This is a genomic window from Microbacterium sp. sgz311019 (assembly GCF_056135325.1).
Map to the genome: position 1 here is coordinate 248,166 of NZ_JBWAXO010000006.1, position 15,871 is coordinate 264,036.

At 70.6% G+C, this 15,871-nt stretch carries 11 protein-coding genes; 4 read left to right on the forward strand and 7 right to left on the reverse strand.

Annotation, left to right across the window (positions count from 1 at the left end):
- Positions 1-152: 152 nt before the first annotated feature.
- Genes AC0NZN_RS11725 through AC0NZN_RS11740 form a run of 4 tightly spaced genes read right to left on the reverse strand, consistent with a single transcriptional unit; the run spans position 153 to position 3,554 of the window.
- Complete coding sequence (locus tag AC0NZN_RS11725; protein ID WP_474592480.1) at positions 153-1,409, reverse strand: kynureninase; 1,257 nt, start codon at positions 1,407-1,409, stop codon at positions 153-155.
- 28 nt (positions 1,410-1,437) lie between these two features.
- Entirely contained in the window at positions 1,438-2,406 is a 969-nt protein-coding gene (locus AC0NZN_RS11730; protein ID WP_474592481.1) for a hypothetical protein, read from the reverse strand.
- Positions 2,403-3,263 (reverse strand): tryptophan 2,3-dioxygenase, encoded by an 861-nt coding sequence (gene kynA, locus AC0NZN_RS11735; RefSeq protein ID WP_474592482.1) that lies wholly within the window; start codon positions 3,261-3,263, stop codon positions 2,403-2,405. The genes AC0NZN_RS11730 and kynA overlap by 4 nt, the downstream gene beginning before the upstream one ends.
- 33 nt (positions 3,264-3,296) lie before the next feature.
- Complete coding sequence (locus AC0NZN_RS11740) at positions 3,297-3,554, reverse strand: glutaredoxin family protein (protein WP_474592483.1); 258 nt, start codon at positions 3,552-3,554, stop codon at positions 3,297-3,299.
- Between the two features lie 200 nt (positions 3,555-3,754).
- Here AC0NZN_RS11740 and AC0NZN_RS11745 point away from each other — a divergent pair, with 200 nt between their 5' ends.
- Both AC0NZN_RS11745 and AC0NZN_RS11750 read left to right on the forward strand, forming a co-directional pair.
- Positions 3,755-4,897, forward strand: coding sequence for a glycosyltransferase (locus AC0NZN_RS11745; RefSeq protein WP_474592484.1), 1,143 nt, complete (start codon positions 3,755-3,757; stop codon positions 4,895-4,897).
- A 33-nt stretch (positions 4,898-4,930) separates the two neighbouring features.
- Positions 4,931-6,196: a threonine/serine exporter family protein gene (locus tag AC0NZN_RS11750; protein ID WP_474592485.1), complete on the forward strand. Its 1,266-nt coding sequence runs from the start codon at positions 4,931-4,933 to the stop codon at positions 6,194-6,196.
- A 38-nt stretch (positions 6,197-6,234) separates the two neighbouring features.
- Here the strand turns inward: AC0NZN_RS11750 and AC0NZN_RS11755 are convergent, their stop codons facing one another.
- Entirely contained in the window at positions 6,235-7,467 is a 1,233-nt protein-coding gene (locus AC0NZN_RS11755) for an FAD-dependent oxidoreductase (protein WP_474592486.1), read from the reverse strand.
- A gap of 116 nt (positions 7,468-7,583) precedes the next feature.
- Positions 7,584-8,243, reverse strand: a complete 660-nt coding sequence (locus AC0NZN_RS11760) for a fasciclin domain-containing protein (protein ID WP_474592487.1) — start codon at positions 8,241-8,243, stop codon at positions 7,584-7,586.
- 125 nt (positions 8,244-8,368) lie between these two features.
- Here AC0NZN_RS11760 and AC0NZN_RS11765 point away from each other — a divergent pair, with 125 nt between their 5' ends.
- The gene (locus AC0NZN_RS11765) at positions 8,369-9,925 is read left to right on the forward strand and encodes a molybdopterin-dependent oxidoreductase (RefSeq protein ID WP_474592488.1); all 1,557 of its coding nucleotides are present in this window, start codon (positions 8,369-8,371) and stop codon (positions 9,923-9,925) included.
- A 19-nt stretch (positions 9,926-9,944) separates the two neighbouring features.
- Here AC0NZN_RS11765 and AC0NZN_RS11770 read toward each other — a convergent pair whose 3' ends face one another.
- Positions 9,945-10,547, reverse strand: coding sequence for an acyltransferase (locus AC0NZN_RS11770; protein WP_474592489.1), 603 nt, complete (start codon positions 10,545-10,547; stop codon positions 9,945-9,947).
- A gap of 400 nt (positions 10,548-10,947) precedes the next feature.
- Here AC0NZN_RS11770 and AC0NZN_RS11775 point away from each other — a divergent pair, with 400 nt between their 5' ends.
- The gene (locus AC0NZN_RS11775; protein ID WP_474592490.1) at positions 10,948-15,822 is read left to right on the forward strand and encodes a DUF4082 domain-containing protein; all 4,875 of its coding nucleotides are present in this window, start codon (positions 10,948-10,950) and stop codon (positions 15,820-15,822) included.
- Positions 15,823-15,871: the final 49 nt, after the last annotated feature.

Below are 15,871 nucleotides of genomic sequence, written 5' to 3' on the forward strand. Positions count from 1 at the left end.
GATGCTGCGAAGAGAATGGGACTCGATGCCGCAGTTCCTGCGACGCAGTGCCAACGGCGACGCTCACAACTCGATGACTTGCCCTAGGTGCACGACGCGGCCGGGGGTGTCGCGTGCAGATAGGGCAAGTCAGCGGGTCGGCGGAGTGGGTATCAGGGGCCGTCGGCTCCGAGCCCGCGCAGCACCTCGACCACGCGGAGCAGACCCGCCTCCGTCTCGGCGAAGCTCGTCGACAGCGGCGAGAGGCCGATCCGCAGGCCGTGCGGGTCGCGGTAGTCGGGGATGACGTCCTGCTCCCACAGCCGCGCGGTCGCCTCGCGCATGAGCGGGTGGGCGAGGGTGACGTGTCCGCCGCGGCGCGCGGCGTGCCGTGGCGAGGCGATCGTGACGCCGAGCGGCGCGAGGTCGCGGTCGGCGACGGCGATCGCGAACTCGGTGAGGGCGATCGACTTCTGCCGGATCGCCTCGATGCCCACCTCGTCGATGAGGTCGAGGGTGTCCTGGACGGCGAGCATGCCGGTGATGGGCGGGGTGCCGGAGAGGAAGCGGCGCATCCCCGGCGCCGGAACGTACTCGGGACCCATCGCGAAGACGTCGGCGGACCCCATCCATCCCTGGATCGGCTGGGTGAGGGATGCCTGGTGCCGGTGTGCGACGTAGGCGAAGGCCGGCGAGCCGGGGCCGCCGTTGAGGTACTTGTACGTGCAGCCGACGGCGAGGTCGAAGCCCCACGCGTCCGCCTCGACCGGGACGGAGCCGGCGGAATGGCACAGATCCCACAGGATCAGGGCGCCGGCGTCGTGGGCGATCGCGGTGAAGGCAGCCGCATCCGCCAGATACCCCGACCGGTACGCGACGTGACTGAGCACGACGACCGCCGTCCGGGGTCCGATCGCGTCGCGCAGCGCGTCCTCGGTCACGCCCGACGCGCGGTCGACCTCGATCCATCGCACCTGCCCGCCGCGCTCGGCGGCGATCCCCTCGATGAGATAACGGTCGGTCGGGAAGTTGTCGCGGTCGACCACGATCTCCACGCGCGCCGGGTCGCTCGCTCGCTGGGCGTCGAACGCGGCGCGCACCAGCTTGTAGAGGAGGACGGTCGTGGAGTCGCCGATGACCGTCTGCCCGGGGCGCGCGCCGATGGCGACGCGGCCGATCGTGTCGCCGATCTCGAAGGGGAGCTGCATCCACGATTCGTCCCATCCGCGGATGAGCCGGCCGCCCCACTCCTCGCGGACGAAGCGCTCGAGGCGCTCGGCGCTCGCCCGCAGCGGCCGGCCGAGCGAGTTGCCGTCGAAGTAGACGAGGGAGGACTCCGCGCCGACGAACGCATCGCGGTGGGCGCGCAGCGGGTCGGCGTCGTCGAGCACTCTCGCCTCGAGCGCCATCGTGGGGTCAAGGTCCGACATCGCGGCTCCTCGGGGGTGTTGGTGCTGATCAGTGAGTGTCGGGCGCGAGCTCTTCGCGGGGCACGACGCGCGCGGTCGCGAGCCACTCCGGGATGCCGGTCGCCTCGTCCGGCGCAGGTCCCGGAACGAACGTCGCGACGCCGTGCGGCGGCTCCTGCGCGGGCCAGGGATCGGTCAGCGCCGCGATGAGCTCCGGCCCTCGGATGCCCGCGTCGTGCAGGGCGCGCAGCTCGCCCGCGCTGACGCCGGGCGCCCGATCGCCGTTGCCGAGGTCGGTGCCGTAGAGGACCGTCCCGCCTGCGGCCGCGAAGGCCCCGAGGTTCGCGGCGGCGCGCTCGCGGTCATCGCCCTCGTGGATGTCGAGCGTCGAGATCCAGCGCTGGCGCGTGGCGACCGCCCGGACGATCAGGTCATGGTCGACGGGCTCGGAGAACGGGGTGTGCGCGAGGACGTCGACTCCGTGCTCGATCGCGAGCCGCGCCATCCCCCGGCCCTCGACGTGCGCGACGACGGGAAGTCCGCGCTCGTGCGCCCGCGCGACGAGGGCCGTCAGGACGGCGGCATCGAAGACAGGTCCGGCGGCGGCGTTGAGCGACACCTTGACGACGGATGCGCCGAACTCCGCCTGCTCGTCGACCAGCGTGGCCGCGCCGCCGGCCGCGCCTGCGGCATGCGAGGCCGAGCGCACCTCGCGCCAGATGCCCTCTGGTGCCCACGGCCGCCCGGACGGGTAGCCGCCGGGTGCGGTGAGGAAGGCGCCGGCGTATGCCACGCGGGGAATGGATGAGAGCCGGTGTGCGAGGGCGACGGGGTTGCCGCCGAGGTCGACCACGGCCGCGATCCCGTGGGCGGCCAGCTCGCTCTCATCGATGAGGTGCAGGTGGACGTGGTGATCCGCCAGCGGCGGCAGCGCCGTGCCGTGTGCGCCGTCGAGTGCGAGATGAGCCGGGTAGGCGCGGGGTCCGAGCAGCTCCTGCAGTGCGTCGAGGTCGGTCATGCGCCGATCTCCGTCCGCACCGCGTACAGCTCGGGGAAGAACGTGAGGCTCAGCGCCCGCTGCAGGAACGGCACGCCGCTCGAGCCGCCCGTGCCGCGCTTGTGGCCGATGATCCGCTCGACGGTCTTCAGGTGGCGGAAGCGCCACAGCTGGAAGTTGTCCTCCAGGTCGACGAGTTCCTCGCACGTCTCGTACGCGGCCCAGTTCTCCGTCGGATCCGCGTAGATGCGCGCGAAGAGGTCGACCAGAGCCGGCTGGAGGACCCACGCCTGCGTGACGTCGCGCTCGAGCACCTCGGCGGGGACGTCGTAGCCCGCGCGAGCGAGGAGACGCAGGAACTCGTCGTAGAGGCTCGGGGACTCGAGCGCCGACCGGACGACCGCGAGGCTGGCCGGATCGTTCGCGAACACCCGCAGCATCCCGGCGTTCTTGTTGCCGAGGCGGAATTCGATCGCGCGGTACTGCGCCGACTGGAAGCCGCTCGCGTTGCCCAGCACGCCCCGGAACTGGGCGTACTCGGAGGGTGTGAGGGTCGCGAGCACCGACCACTGCTCGGTCAGCGTCTTCTGGATGTGCTTGACCCGGGCGATGCCCTTCAGCGCCGGCGCGAGCTCATCGGCGCGCAGGTGGGCGCTCGCCGCCTCCAGCTCGTGCAGCACCAGCTTGAGCCAGAGCTCGGTCGTCTGGTGCTGGATGATGAACAGCAGCTCGTCAGGATGCTCGGGATCGCTGAGCGGATGCTGCGCGGACAGCAGCGTCGACAGCTCCAGATAGCCGCCGTAGCTCATCCGGTCGGAGAAGTCGGTGACGACCGACTGCTCGATCGTTCGGGTGTTGCGTTCGACTCCCTCGTCCACGGCCTCAGCCTAGTGAGGCCGTGGCACCCCGCGTCAGAGCAGCGCCAGCTCGCGGAGCTTCGACTCCACGTCGGCGTTCGAGGGCTCGACGTGATGCGTCGCGTCGGGGTAGACGACGACGGGGATGTTCGTGCGGCCGGAGATGTCGCGGGCGACATCTGCCGCGGCCGGGTCGGCCACCAGGTCCACGTAGAGGTACTCCACACCGAGCTCGTCGAGCTGCTTCTTGGTGCGGATGCAGTCGCGGCACCAGTCGGCGCCGTACATGGTGATGGTCGAGGACGTCGTCATGCCTTCCAGGTTACGGGGGCTCCGCTGGGCAGGCGCTGGGCGCCGTCAGGGCCCGGAAGCGGGTCTTAAGTCCTCCCTCGGTAAAGCCTGTGGGGTGAGTGTGGGTCTTGACCTGGGCTTCGCTCCGCCGCAGCAGGCATGGAACCATGGTCCTAGTCCCCAGCACCAGCTTCGGGCTCCGCCGATCCGGAAGATCCCCGATGAACCTCACCATCATCGTGCCGACCTACAACGAGGCGCCGAACGTGGCAGAGCTGGTCCGCCGGATCACCCAGACGGTGGATGCCGCGGACACCGAGATCCTCTTCGTCGACGACAGCACGGATGCGACTCCCGAGACGATTCGGGAGGTCGCCGCATCCGCATCCCTGCCCGTCCGTCTGATCCACCGCGAGCACGCGACCGGCGGACTCGGCGGAGCCGTCGTGGAAGGCATGCGGGCGGCGTCGGCGGATGTCTGCATCGTCATGGACGGCGACCTGCAGCACCCGCCGGAGGAGATCCCCCTGCTCGTGCACCGGTTCCACCGCGGCGATGTGGACCTCGTCGTGGCATCGCGCTATGCCGGTGACGGCGCGGCGGACGGTCTGGCCGACCGCGGCCGGGTGCTCGTCTCGCGCGCATCCACCGCGGTGACGAAGGCGATGTTCCCCATCCGCCTGAGGGACGTCTCCGACCCGATGACCGGGTTCTTCCTGGTCGACCGCACCGCGATCGACCTCGACGGGCTGAAGCCGCGCGGCTTCAAGATCCTCCTCGAGATCCTGGCGCGCAAGCCGCTGCGCGTCGCCGAGGTCCCCTTCCGGTTCGCCGACCGGCACGCGGGGGAGTCGAAGGCCTCCTTCGGGCAGGGCCTCAGCTTCCTGATGCAGCTGACGATGCTGCGCTTCGGCAAGATGTCGCTGTTCGCGTTCATCGGCGTCCTGGGCGCCGTGGCGAACCTCGCGATCCTGTGGGCGCTCATCCACATGGGCGTGGGGTCGGTCTGGGCGGCGATCGTCGCGGCCGAGGTCACGATCATCGGCAACTTCCTCATGCAGGAGCACTTCGTGTTCCAGGACATGCGGGAGGAGGCGAGCGGCGTCTGGTCGCGCTTCGCGAAGTCCTTCGGGTTCAACAACGTCGAGGCCGCGATCCGCATCCCGATCATGGCGGCCATGGTCGCCGGGTGGCACATCTCCGCGGTCATCGCCACGGCGATCACGCTGGTCGTCGCGTTCGTCGTGCGGTTCCTGTTCCATTCGCTCGTCGTCTACGCCCCCCGCCGCGCCGGCGCCCGCAGCGCCGCTCGCGAGCTGATGGACGAGATCGACTCGCAGGCGATGTCGCCGGGCGAGCTCTGAGTCATCGCGTCGTAGCACCGCCACAATGGGGGCATGCCCTCTGAGCTGAGCAGCACTGCGCGCGCGTCGGACGTCGTCCTCGGCGATCTGGGCGCCCTGCTCCTCGACGCCGGCACGTCGGTGACGGACGTGCGCGCTGCGCTCGAGCAGGTGCGGGATGCCGCATCCCCCGGCTCGCGTGCGACCTTCTCCGTCCTGCCCGAGCTCGTGATCGTCAACGAGCCCGAGGTCCCCGGCGCCGTCACGATGGCGGACGCCGGGTCAGAGGAGCTGTCGTTCCGCCAGGCCGCGCACGCGAGTCTGCTCACGCAGCGGCTCGAGAAGCGCACGGTCGCCCTGGCCGAGGTGCCCGCGCAGATCGCGCGGATCCGCGGCATCCGTCGCCACCATCCGGCCCTGCAGTGGATCGCCGGCAGCGCGCTCATCTCGGCGGGCCTCGCCGTGCTGTTCCGGTGCCCGTGGTGGGCGATCGTGGTGGCGACGCTCGTCGGAGCGCTCGTCGGACTCATCACGCGGCTCATGACCCGGGTGCCCTCGGCGGCGGCGATCATCCCCTTCGTCGCGACGTTCGTGTCGACGATCGTCGTCGGACTCAGCGCGGGCTGGCTCGGCCTCGGGCCGGTGCCGCTGTTCGCCGTCTGCGCCCCGATCGCGATCATCGTGCCGGGAGCCCTGATCACCAACGCCCTGCTCGAGCTCACAGCGACCGATATCGTGACCGGTTCGGCGCGGCTCGTCTACGGCATCATCATCCTGGGCTTCATGACCGCGGGGATCATCGCCGGGGGAGCGCTCACCGGACTCCGCGTGAACCCGGATTCCGCCGCTCTCGTCGGCGAGGCCGCACAGGTCACGTCCGCCGGCGTCGGGTGGGAGGCCCTGCCGCCCCTGTGGCTCGCGTGGGTCGGGGTTGTCTTCGTCGCGGTCGGCATCGGGCTGGCCTTCGGCGCGGGCTTCCGGCTGACGCTCGTCAACATCCTCGTGATGATGTGCACCTACGCCGTGCTGGCCCTCGCGACGCCGCTCGTCGGCAGCATCGTGGCCACCGGGGTCGCCGCGGCCGCGCTGTTCGTCGCGGCGCGTCTGCTCGAGCAGGTGACGCTGGCCGTGCCGGCGACGGTGTCGTTCCAGCCGGCGTTCCTGCTGCTCGTCCCGGGGACCGTCGGGCTCGTCGCGCTCGCGTCGTTCGACCCCGAGGCGCTCTCGGCCACGCCGATGACGTTCGTCAGCCTGTGCATCGGCACGAAGGTCGGCGCCCTGCTCGTCGACGTGACCCGCGCCGTCCGGCACCGCGTCTGATCACTCTGAAGGCGAGCGATGCCGAGTCCCGGGGCAGGCTATGCCGAGGAGCGGAGCCGCTCGGGCCGGAAGCCGTAGCCGATGAGCCGCGCGGCCGCGCGCCGCAGGATCGGCAGGACCACCCGCAGTGCAACCCGCTGACCGCGGGTCGGCGGGTTGTCGACGATCTTCGCGATCCCCTGGGTCGAGATCGCCTGGTGCACACCCCGCTGCATCCGCTGCATCGCGGCGGTGGGCGCCTGGCGCCGCTCCTGCACCGCCGCGCACGCGCGGTCGACGGCCTCCGCCCGGTCGAGCGAGCCGGGGGTGCGCAGTGCCGGCACGACGAGCCGCGCCGTGGCGACGGCATCCTGGATCGCGTAGTTGATGCCGACGCCGAACACGGGCGACATCGCGTGCGCGGCATCCCCGATGCACAGCGCGCCGGGCCGCCACCACTGATCGAGTCGGTCGACCTGCACCGAGAGCAGCTTGACCTCGTCGAGGCTCTCGATCGCCAGCACCGACTCCGTCAGCCGCGGGGAGAGATCCGCGATGCGGGAGCGGAAGGCCGCCACGCCGGCGGCCGTCACCTCCTCGAATCCGCCCTTCGGGATGAGCAGCCCGCACTGCAGGTAGTCGGGCCGGGGGATCGTGACGAGCAGCCCGCCCTCGTTCGCCCACAGGAGGGTGTCCGGCAGCGGCACGGACGGCCGGGGGATGCGGAACCACAGCACGTCGATCGGCACGCCGTACTCCCGTGGGGTGAGACCGAGGGCGCGTCGGAGCGTCGAGCTCCTCCCGTCGGCGGCGATCGTCAGCTCGGCGGGGATGTCCTCGCCCGCCGACGTGCGGACGCCGACGACGCGGCCCTTCTCCTCGAGGACGCCCGCCGCCTCGACCCCCATGCGCAGGTGGAACGACGGATGCTCCGCCCCTGCCTCGGCGAGCAGGTCGAGGAGATCCCACTGCGGCATGAGCGTGAGGAAGCTGTTCGGCTTCGGCAGGGTGGTGAGGTCGATCGCGTGCAGGCGGATGCCGTTGATCACGGCGTCCAGCCGGGGGAGGGGAACGTGCGGGATGGCGTCGAACCCGGCGCGCAGCCCGAGGTCGTCGATGAGGTTCAGCGTGGACGGGTGCACCGTGTCGCCGCGGAAGTCGCGGAAGAAGTCGTCGTGCTTCTCGAGGACGGTCACGTCGATTCCCCGACGCGCGAGGAGCAGCCCGAGCATGACGCCGGCGGGACCTCCACCCGCGATGCACACCTGTGTCCCGGTCTGTCCCTGGTCCATGGATGCGACGTTACGCCGACGGTGTGTGACGGACGAGGTGCCCGGGGAACCGCACACGACGAAGCAGCCGGATCGACCTGCGTCGATCCGGCTGCTTCAGTTCGGGTCGCCCGCGACTACTTGGTCGGCGGCAGCAGCACGCCGTCGATGAGGTAGACGGTGGCGTTGGCCGTGTGCACGCCGCCGCAGATGACCGTGGCGTCGTTCACCTTGAGCGAGTCACCGGAGCCGGTCACCGTGAGATCGCTGCCCTCGACGGTCTTGTGCGTGCCCACGATGTCCTGCGGGGAGATCTCGCCGGCCACGACGTGGTAGGTGAGGATCGAGGTCAGCGTCGCCGCCCCCGCATCCGTCTTCAGGCTGTCGATGGTGGCGGCGTCGATCTTCTTGAAGGCATCGTCGACGGGCGCGAAGACGGTGAACTGCCCGCCGTTCAGCGTGTCGACGAGGTTGACCTTCGGGTTGAGCTTGCCGGAGACCGCGGCCACCAGCGTCGTGAGCAGCGGGTTGTTGCTCGCCGCCGTCGCCACCGGATCCTGCGCCATGCCCGAGACGGAGCCGGCGCCCGACGGCACCTGCTGGGCGTAGGCCGCGCAGCCGGGACCGACGAGGTCCGCGGCGGGGTCCATCGTCGCCTCTGCCGACGGCGTGGACGTCGCCTTCGGCGCGCTCGAGTCCATCGAGGACGAGCCGGAGCTCGAGGTGCAGGCTGTGAGTGCGAGGACGGCCGCGGCGAGAACGCCGGCAGCGGCAAGGGACATCTTCGTGGTGCGCATTTCCTTCTCCTTGGTGCGAGAGTCCTTCGAGACCGACCCGATCCAGGCGGTCAAAAAGTGCTTCGGCGCCGTCCGCCGATCGGATTGGGCCAATCCGCAACGGGTGTCCGCGACGAACATCCGTCGTGCCATCGAAACCAATCGCCCGCGTCCGCTGGGCCGACATCGCTTGGGCCGCGCTGGCCGGTGCCGTCAGCGGCGCGGTCTTCCTCGCCGTCTCGGAACTCGTCGCCCTCGCCGCGGCCCCGGGCGCCAGCCCGCTCCTGGCCGTGGGCTCGGTCGTCGTCGACATCGTGCCGCGCTGGGCGAAGGAATGGGCCATCGCCCTGTTCGGCTCGAACGACAAGCTCTTCCTGCTCTCGACCGTCGCCGCGGCCGCGCTGGCGGCTGCGGCCGCTGCGGGCGTCCTGGAGCTCTGGCGGAGGTGGGCCGGTGTGGCACTGTTCGCGCTCGCCGGCGTGGCTGCGGCTGCGGCGGCGGCCACGCGCGCCGACGCCGGCGCCCTGGCCGTCCTGCCCCCGCTCGCCGGCTTCGTGGCCGGATCGGTCGTCCTCCGGATCCTCGTTGCCCTGCTGCGCCGATGGCGAGCGACGGAGGCGCCGCCCGCGGCCGGCGCCGACCGCCGGCGCTTCCTCGTGCTGACGTCGATCGCCGGGCTCGCCGCGGTCGCGGCGCTCGCGGGAGCACGGATCGTGTCGGCGGGCTCGTCATCCATCGCCGCCGTCCGGGCACGCCTGCGCCTGCCCGCTCCCGCGTCGCGCATCACGGTGCCCGCCGGCGCCGAGCTCTCCGTGCGGGGCATCTCGCCGCTGTTCACGCCGAACTCCGACTTCTACCGGGTCGACACGGCTCTCAGCGTGCCTGCGGTGGATCCCGCGGCCTGGCGCCTCGTCATCGACGGCCTCGTCGAGAAGCGGGTGGAGCTGACCTTCGACGAGCTGCTCGGCATGGGGCTCCACGAGCACGCGATCACGCTCACCTGCGTGTCGAACGAGGTCGGCGGCGATCTGGTCGGCACCGCGCGCTGGCTCGGAGTCCCGGTGCGGGACGTGCTCGCACTCGCCCGTCCGCGCCGGGGCGCCGACATGGTGCTCTCGCGCAGCATCGACGGCTTCAGCGCCGGCACGCCGCTGTCGGCGCTGACGGATCCGCGCCGGGCTGCGATCCTCGCCGTCGGCATGAACGGGGAGCCGCTCCCGCTCGAACACGGCTTCCCGGTCCGGATGGTCGTGCCGGGGCTCTACGGGTACGTGTCGGCCACAAAGTGGCTCACGCGGCTGAAGGTCACGACGTTCGACGCCGATCAGGCGTACTGGACGCCCCGCGGCTACAGTGCGAAGGCGCCCATCAAGCTCTCCAGCCGGATCGATACCCCGCGCGTCGACCGCACCCTCGCGCCCGGCCCCACGGTCATCGCCGGAGTGGCATGGGCGCAGGGTGTCGGCATCCGTCGCGTCGAGGTCCAGATCGACGGCGGCGGGTGGCAGGACGCGAAGCTCTCGAATCCGGTCAGCGCGGACACATGGGTGCAGTGGTCGCTCCCCTGGAACGCGACGGCCGGCGGGCACACACTGTCGGTGCGCGCGACCGATCGCGACGGCCGCCTGCAGGAGGAGAGGCGGGCGCCCATCGCCCCGAACGGGTCGACGGGCTGGCAGCAGACGTTCGTGCGCGTCGGCTGACTCGCGGCCGCTCGCCGATTCAGTCGAGGCGCGTCAGCGTCTCGTCCTCCTGGCGGTAGCGCTCGCCGGTCTCGGGGCACAGCCAGTCGTCGCCGTCGCGCTCGAGCGGCCGCCCGGCGCGCCCGACCCAGCCGATGCGGCGTGCCGGCACTCCGACGACGAGCGCATGGGCGGGGACGTCTTTCGTGACCACCGCACCGGCCGCGACCAGCGCCCACGCCCCGATCGTCACCGGGGCGATGCACACCGCCCGCGCGCCGATCGAGGCCCCGTCGCCGATGGTCACGCCCACGGCGTGCCAGTCGGCCGCCGACTTCAGCGTGCCGTCCGGAGTGACGGCGCGCGGGAACTCGTCGTTCGTCAGCACCGCCGCCGGCCCGATGAAGACGCCGTCGCCGAGGCGCGCCGGCTCATAGACCAGGGCGTAGTTCTGCAGCTTGCAGCTGTCGCCGAGCACGACATCTGGTCCGACGTACGCACCGCGGCCGATGGTGCAGTCCGCGCCGATACGGGCGCCCTCGCGCACCTGGGCGAGATGCCAGATCCGCGTGCGGGCGCCGATCCGAGCGCGCTCGTCGACGTCGGCGGTCGGCTGGATGAGGGGGCTGTCAGAGTCCGGCATCCGCATCCCTCGTCTCGTCTCGTGGTCCGGTGTGTCGGCCAGCATAGGCGGCCGCAGGCCCCGGCGGCAGAGGCGGCCGCGGGCAGTGGTCGAATCTGGTGGGTGACAGTGGGCACTCCTGCGCGTAGACTCACCGGCGGACACGGTATCCGCGATGGGGATCGGCGAACACCGTCCAAAATGACGGCATGGCCGGCTGGGGTTTGGTCATGCGCTGACATTGGGGACTGGGGAACCAATGGCGAATACGGCCTTGTCCGTGCACGCACGCCGATCGCACGGAATTCGAATACTGGCACTCACGGGACTTGTCGTCCTCGTGACAGGCCTTCTCGCGAGCGTTGCACCGCCCGCGCAGGCGAGTACCGGCAGTTCGTGCGGCGCCACGATCAATCCGATCGTGTGCGAGAACTCGAAGCCGGGAACGCCTGACAGCGTGTGGGACCTCGACGGCGGCGGCGCCGGCGCGGCGGACATACAGGGCTTCGCGACCGACATCAGCGTCAACGCCGGCGACACGATCGGCTTCAAGGTCGACACGAGCGCCAGCGCGTACAAGATCGACATCTACCGGACCGGCTATTACCAGGGGAACGGCGCGCGGTACATCACCTCGGTGACCCCGTCCGCAACGCTGCCGCAAGTGCAGCCGCAGTGCATATCGGACACGACCACAGAACTGTATGACTGCGGCAACTGGGGGCTCTCGGCATCCTGGGGCGTGCCCTCGGATGCGGTCTCCGGCGTATACATCGCCTTGCTCACTCGCAGCGACAACGGCGACCGGAGCCAGATCATCTTCATCGTGCGCAACGACGCAAGCCACTCGGACATCGTCTTCCAAACATCCGACCCGACCTGGGAGGCGTACAACACCTACGGTGGCGCGGACTTCTATCAAGGCGGTGCGAACAACCGCGCCTACAAGATCAGCTACAACCGGCCGTTCGCGACCCGTGGCAACAACAGCGGGCGCGACTTCTATTTCAGCGGCGAGTTCGCCACGGTCCAGTTCCTGGAGCAGAACGGATACGACGTCAGCTACATCGCCGGTGTCGACACCGACCGCTTCGGATCGCTGCTGCGCAATCACAGCGTGTTCCTCTCCGTCGGCCACGACGAGTACTGGTCCGCCGCCCAGCGAGCCAACGTCCAGGCAGCGCGCGACGCCGGCGTGAATCTCCAGTTCCTTTCCGGGAACGAGATGTACTGGCATACGCGCTACGAGGCATCCTCGGCGAGCGGCACGAGCACGCCCTACCGCACGCTGGTCTCGTACAAGGAGACGTGGGGCAATGCCGCGAACCCCGGGGGCGGGAAGATCGACACCTCCACGCCCGAGTGGACCGGAACGTGGCGCGATCCTCGCTTCGCGACGGCTGCGAACGGCGGCAGTTCGCCGGAGAACGCCGTCACCGGCACCATCTTCATGGCCAACTCCGTCGACCTGCCCGTCACGGTCACGGCCGCTCAAGGCCAGACCCGGCTGTGGCGGAACACGAGCCTGACGTCGCTCGCCGCGGGGACCACGCAGGCGCTCGCGCAGCACACCGTGGGCTACGAGTCCGATGAGGACATCGACAACGGCTTCCGGCCGGTGGGGCTCGTCGACCTCTCCACGACGATCGGCCCCACATCGGCGTACTTGATGGACTACGGAAACGTGGTGCAGCCGGGTACGACCGCCCACCATGTCACGCTGTACAAGGCTGCGAGCGGCGCGCTCGTCTTCTCTGCCGGCAGCATCCAGTGGGGCTGGGGCCTCAGCCAGAATCACGACGGCGCGGGAGACCCGGCAGATGTGCGGATGCAGCAGGCGGAGGTCAACCTGCTCGCCGACATGGGGGCGCAGCCCGGCTCGCTCATGAGCGGGCTGACGGCCGCAGCGCCGAGCACCGACACGACGCCGCCGACGGCGGCGATCACGAGTCCCGCCGCCGGCGCAACGATCGCGAGCGGCACCTCGGTCACGGTGACCGGCACGGCGTCGGACGTCGGCGGTGTCGTCGCCGGTGTCGAGGTCTCGACGGACGGCGGCACCACGTGGCATCCCGCCACCGGCACCGCATCCTGGAGCTACACCTACATCCAGCAGGGGGCCGGCGCGGTGCCGGTCATCGCCCGGGCCATCGACGACAGCGGGAACTTCTCGCCCGCGGGCACCAGCCGGGGCATCACCGTCACCGGTCCTTACTCGGCGCTCGGCGTGGTCGTCCCTGCGACGCCGTCCGCCGCCGACACGAGCGCCGTGGAGCTCGGGCTCCAGTTCACCCCGGCGACCGACGGCTTCGTCACGGGCGTCCGCTTCTACAAGGGGTCCGCCAACACGGGCACGCACGTGGGGTCGCTGTGGGACAGCGGCACCGGTCAGCGGCTCGCACAGGTGACCTTCACAGGCGAGACGGCGACGGGATGGCAGACGGCATCGTTCTCGGCATCCGTCGCCGTCACGGGGGGCCACAAGTACACCGTGTCGTATTCGGCGCCGAACGGCGGATACGCGGCCACGACGCTGTACTGGCCGTACCGCGCGCAGGCAACCTCACCGCTGACCATCGCCTCCGGTGTCGGTCCGAACGCCCCCGGCGTCTACGGGACCGTCGGCGTGATGCCCGCCGCCACGTACCAGGAGGCGAACTACTACGTCGACGCGGTCTTCACCCAGACCGACGATTCGCCGCTGCGCATCTCCGGGATGACGCCGCTCCCCGGTTCGACGAGCAATCCGCCGACCGGCGCAGTGTCCGCCGTGATCTCGCGGGCGGTGGTGTCGTCCTCCGTTGCGCTCACCCTGAAGGATCCGTCCGGCACCGCGGCTGCCGGCTCTGTCGCCTACGACCCGACATCGCGCACCGTGACGTTCACGCCGTCGGCAGCGCTGAATCCGTCCACCCTGTACACGGCGACGGTCACGGCGACCGATTCGTCGGGCATCGGATTCAGCGGCGGGAACAGCTGGTCGTTCACGTCGGCGGCAACGACGCCGCCGGCGGGAACGTGCCCGTGCCAGCTGTTCCCCGACGCCACGGTCCCCGCCATCGGGTCGGCGAACGACTCGGCACCGGTGACCTTGGGCGTGCAGTTCACTCCATCCGTGGCGGGAACCATCACGGCCCTGCGGTTCTACAAGGGCAGCGCCAACACCGGGACGCACACCGGCACGCTGTGGAGCGCGTCCGGCACCGCGCTGGCGACGGTCACCTACACCAACGAGTCGACGCAGGGCTGGCAGACCGCGACCCTCTCGCAGCCGGTCTCCGTGACGGCGGGCGCGCAGTATGTCGCGTCGTACACGGCACCGGTCGGCGAGTACGCCGTGACGGCGGGACAGTTCAGCGCGTCGTACACGCGCGGACCGTTGCAGGTGCCGGCCAACGGGTCCGTGTACAGCTACGCCGGAGGCTTCCCGACGAGCACGTCCAGCGCCGGATACGGTGTGGACGTCGTGTTCCAGGCGGCCGCGAACGGGCCCGCGCTCACCGCCGCCACGCCGGCGGACGGCGCGACCGGCGTGGCGACCGCGACGACCATCTCCGGCACGTTCGACTCCGCCGTCGCATCCGCCCAGATCACGGTGTCGAGCGGCGGCACCGTCCTGGCGGGCACCACCGCGTGGAGCGCCGACCAGAAGACCTTCACGTTCACGGCGGGCGCCGCGCTGCCCGCGGGGGGCATCGTGGCCGTCGCCGCGACGGCGATCCAGGGTGCCAATGGCGGCCCCGGCGCGAACGTGTCGTGGTCGTTCTCGACCGCATCATCGGCGAGCGCGCCGGTGATCACCTTCTTCGGTGCACAGCCAGAGCCCGGCGCCTCGACGGCGACGGGCGACACGTCCTCGGTGGTGCTCGGCATGAGCTTCACGACATCCGTCCCCGGCCAGGTCACCGCGATCCGGTTCTACAAGGCGTCGACGAACACCGGGACCCACATCGGCTGGCTGTGGGGCTCCGACCCGACGACGCCGCTCGCCACGGTCACGTTCGCGCACGAGAGCGCGAGCGGATGGCAGAGCGCGACGCTGAGCACCCCGGTGCAGCTGGCCACCGGGGTGACGTACACGGTGTCCTACGTTGCGCCGAACGGGAACTACTCGTATCAGGCCGGCGTGTTCACCTCGCCCCTCACGAGCGGCCCGCTCACCGCCGGATCGCCGAACAACGGGCTCTACGTGTACGGCACCTCCGGGAAGCCGACCTCGACGTACAACTCCACGAACTACTTCGTCGACGTCGAGTTCGTCGCGAGCACCCCTGCGTCGGCCATGACAGCGACCACCCCGGCCGCATCGGCGACGAACGTCGATCCGGCCACCGCCACGATCACGGCGACCCTCGCGAACGCGTCGTCGGCGACGCTCGCGGTCACGGCGGCCGGCTCCGCGGTCGCGGGGACATCGGCCTTCAACGCGACGACGGGTGTCGTCACGTTCAGTCCGACCGCGGCACTCGCGTACGGCACGACGTATTCGGTCACCGCCAGCGCCAACGGCGCGGCGGTGACCGGGGGGACCTGGACGTTCACGACGCGTCCCGCGGCCACCCTGACGGCGACCACGCCGGTCGCCTCGGCGAAGAGCGTCGACCCGACGACCGTGAAGGTGACGGCGACCCTTGCCAACGCCACCTCCGGCACGCTGACGCTCAAGGCAGGCACCACCGCGGTCGCGGGGACGTCGAGCTTCAACGCCACGACCGGCGTGGTCACCTTCACGCCGACGGCGCAGCTGGCCTGGTCGACCACCTACACAGCGACGGTGACCGCGAACAGCGGTGCGGTGGCGAACGGCACCTGGTCGTTCGCGACCTCCGGCAAGCCGGTGAGCCTCTTCCCGTCGGGAACCCCGGCGACCCTGAACGCCAAGGCGACGCAGGCGATCCAGGTCGGCACGCGGTTCAAGACGAGCGCCGCGGGCGTCGTGACCTCCATCCGGTTCTACAAGGGTTCCTCGAACACGGGAACGCACACCGGCTACCTGTGGAGCTCCACGGGGACGAGGCTGGCAACCGTCACGTTCTCGAACGAGACCGGATCCGGCTGGCAGACGGCCACCCTCTCGACACCCGTGCGCCTGACCGTCGGCTCCGAGTATCGCGTCGGCCTGTACGGAACGTCGACGTACTACGCGGTGACCACGGGCGCCCTGCTGCTCAGCGTGACCAATGGCGCGCTCTCCACGATCGCCGTCGGCGGGGCATACGTCTACGGCACGGGTTTTCCCAGCACCACCAGCTCGAACAAGTTCTGGGTCGACGTGGTCTTCGTTCCGGACACCTGACCGGCGGGGGTCGGCGGAACTGATGTCGGATCAGCAGGAGGGGAGACCT